Raw genomic sequence first — 3,449 nt, 5'->3', positions numbered from 1 at the left:
GTCAACTGGGCGCCCCCCTAATCACCTACGACGGAACCCAGCACACCGCGGTGTTCAACGGCGACAAATGCGTCGATACGGCGGTCGTTCGCTACTTCGTCGAGAAAGTGTCACCGCCGGGTAACTTACGCTGTTAGCTGGGCAGTCGTAACACAGAATTAACAGCCACTGCATACTGTTCGGGATATGGATCGGCAAAAGGAATTCGTGCTTCGCACGCTGGAGGAACGGGATATTCGTTTCGTCCGGCTGTGGTTCACCGACGTGCTCGGTTTCCTGAAGTCGGTCGCGATCGCACCCGCCGAACTCGAGGGCGCATTCGAGGAAGGCATCGGCTTCGACGGATCCGCGATCGAGGGCTTCGCGCGGGTCTCGGAATCCGACACCGTCGCCCACCCGGACCCGTCGACCTTCCAGGTGCTGCCCTGGACGACCAGCTCCGGCCACCACCACTCGGCGCGGATGTTCTGCGACATCAAGATGCCGGACGGCTCGCCGTCTTGGGCAGACCCGCGGCATGTATTGCGCCGGCAGCTCGGCAAAGCGAACGACCTCGGGTTCTCCTGCTATGTGCATCCGGAGATCGAGTTCTTCCTGTTGCGGACGGGTTATGACGACGGCTCGGTGCCCGTTCCCGCCGACGACGCCGGCTATTTCGATCAGGCGGTGCACGACTCTGCGTCGAACTTCCGCCGCCGCGCAGTCGAGGCGCTGGAATCCATGGGCATCTCGGTGGAGTTCACCCACCACGAGGGCGCGCCCGGCCAGCAGGAAATCGACCTGCGCTACGCCGACGCACTGTCGATGGCTGACAACGTGATGACCTTCCGCTATGTCATCAAAGAAGTCGCGCTCGGAGAAGGAGTCCGCGCGTCCTTCATGCCGAAACCGTTCGGGCAGTATCCCGGTTCGGCGATGCACACCCACATGAGCCTGTTCGAAGGCGAGGTCAACGCCTTTCACAGCCCCGACGACCCGCTGCAGCTGTCCGATGTGGCCAAATCGTTCATCGCCGGCATCCTCGAGCACGCATCCGAGATCAGCGCTGTCACCAACCAGTGGGTGAACTCCTACAAGCGGCTAGTGCAGGGCGGTGAGGCACCGACCGCCGCATCCTGGGGCGCAGCCAACCGCTCGGCGCTGGTGCGGGTTCCGATGTACAGCCCGCGCAAGACCTCGTCGCGGCGCATCGAGGTGCGCAGTCCCGACTCGGCGTGCAACCCCTACCTGACGTTCGCCGTGCTGCTGGCGGCCGGTCTGCGCGGGGTGGAGAAGAACTACGCGCTGGGCCCGCAAGCCGAGGACAACGTCTGGGATCTGACGCCCGAGGAGCGCCGCGCGATGGGCTACCGGGAGTTGCCGTCCAGCCTCGACAGTGCGCTGCAGCAAATGGAAAACTCCGAGCTTGTCGCAGAAGCCTTGGGAGAGCACGTTTTCGACTTCTTCCTGCGCAACAAGCGTGCGGAGTGGGCGAACTACCGCAGCCACGTCACCCCCTATGAGCTGAAAACCTACTTGTCGCTGTAGCTCCTCAACGGCCCCGCGAGGGTGCGCTACCGTCGTCGTCGTGACCAGACCCGCCACCCAGCGCCCGAAAGTGCCCAGCGCGGGCCGGCTGGGCTTGGTCGACCCGCGCGCGAGTGCCTACCTGGCGCAGTTGGGCTGGGATACCGAGGCGCACGTCGAGCTGTTGTGGTCGCTGTCGCGGGCACCGGACGCCGACGCGGCGCTGAGCGCGCTCGTCCGGCTCTCGGAGAATCCTGAAGTCGGATGGGAAGAGCTCGACGCCGCGCTGCACAGTGACCGCAGCCTGCGGGGCCGGCTGTTCGCGGTGCTCGGCTCCTCGCTGGCCCTCGGGGACCACCTGGTGACACACCCACGCTCCTGGCGCCTGCTGTCCGGCAACCTGACCCTGCCGTCGCCGGATCGGCTGCGCCGGATTTTCTTCGACTGTGTCACCGAAAACCCAAGCGACGCAGTCATACCCGAGCTGCGCACACGTTACCGTGATCAGCTGCTGATGCTGGCCGCACTGGACTTGGCCCCGACGGTCGAAGACGAGCCGGTGCTGCCGTTCAGCGCGATCGGCGCCCACCTAGCGGATATGGCAGACGCTGCGCTGGCAGCGGCGCTGGCCGTCGCGGAAAAAACAATGTGCGGCGACGAGCCGCCGCTGCGGCTGGCGGTCATCGCGATGGGCAAATGCGGTGCACGCGAACTGAATTATGTCAGCGACGTCGATGTCGTCTTCGTCGCCGAGCGCGCCGACTCCGTGAGCACCCGTGTCGCCCGGGAGATGATGCGGGTTGCCTCCGAGGCGTGCTTCGAGGTGGACGCCGGGCTACGCCCAGAAGGCCGCCACGGTGAACTGGTCCGCACAGTGGAGTCGCACATCGCCTACTACCAGCGGTGGGCGAAGACCTGGGAATTCCAGGCGCTGCTCAAGGCCCGGCCGGCCGGCGGCGACCGGGAGCTCGGCGAGCGCTACATGGCCGCCGTGAGTCCGATGATCTGGCGCGCCTCCGAGCGCGAAGACTTCGTGGCGGAAGTGCAGGCCATGCGGCGCCGGGTCGAGGAGATGGTGCCGGCCGCCGTTCGCAGCCGCGAAATCAAGCTCGGCACTGGGGGTTTGCGCGACGTCGAATTCGCGGTGCAGCTGCTGCAGCTGGTACACGGGCGCACCGACGAGTCGCTTCACGTGGCCTCCACCGTCGATGCGCTGGCGGCGCTGGGTGCCGGCGGCTACATCGCCCGCGACGACGCGGCGAACCTGACCGCCTCCTACGAGTTCCTCCGGCTGCTCGAGCACCGGCTGCAGCTGCAGCGGCTCAAGCGCACCCACATGCTGCCACCGCCCGACGACGATGAGGCGCTGCGCTGGCTGGCACGCGCGGCCCACGTCCGTCCCGACGGCCGCCACGATGCGCTGGGGGTGCTGCGCGAAGAACTCCGGCGGCACAACGTGCGGGTGTCACGGCTGCACGCCAAGCTGTTCTACCAGCCGCTGCTGGAATCGGTCAGACCGGCCGGTTTGGAGCTGCGCGGCATGACACCGGACGCTGCCGAGCGTCAGCTGGCGGCGCTAGGCTACGAAGCACCACAGAGCGCGCTGACGCACCTGGCCGCGCTGACCAACCAGAGCGGTCGACGCGGACGCGTCCAGTCGGTGCTTTTGCCCAGGCTGCTGGACTGGTTGTCGGTCACCCCCAATCCCGACGGCGGGCTCCTGGCGTACCGCAGGCTCAGCGAGGCGCTGGCAGGGCATCGCTGGTACCTGTCCACGCTGCGGGACAAACCTGCGGTGGCCAAGCGGCTGATGCACGTGCTGGGCGTCTCCGCGTACGTACCGGAGCTGCTGATGCGCGCACCGGAGGTCATCCAGCAGTACGGTGACGGCCCGTCCGGCCCCAAGCTGCTCGAGGTGGAGCCCGGCGCAGTAGATCACGGGC

General features: G+C 66.8%; 3 protein-coding genes. All 3 read left to right on the top strand.

Going from position 1 to position 3,449, the window contains the following annotated elements; genetic code table 11:
- Positions 1-137, top strand: a 137-nt coding sequence (locus tag ACFE99_RS24170; protein ID WP_375489289.1) for an alpha/beta hydrolase, incomplete at its 5' end; no start/stop codon positions are given.
- A 49-nt stretch (positions 138-186) separates the two neighbouring features.
- Positions 187-1,527, top strand: coding sequence for a type I glutamate--ammonia ligase (glnA, locus tag ACFE99_RS24165; RefSeq protein ID WP_375489287.1), 1,341 nt, complete (start codon positions 187-189; stop codon positions 1,525-1,527).
- 40 nt (positions 1,528-1,567) lie between these two features.
- Positions 1,568-3,449, top strand: a 1,882-nt coding sequence (locus tag ACFE99_RS24160) for a bifunctional [glutamine synthetase] adenylyltransferase/[glutamine synthetase]-adenylyl-L-tyrosine phosphorylase (protein ID WP_375489285.1), incomplete at its 3' end; no start/stop codon positions are given.

The organism is uncultured Mycobacterium sp., assembly GCF_964249325.1.
GTDB lineage: Bacteria > Actinomycetota > Actinomycetes > Mycobacteriales > Mycobacteriaceae > Mycobacterium.
The sequence above is the reverse complement of the archived record's forward strand: the minus strand, read 5'-3'. Positions and strand labels throughout refer to the sequence as shown.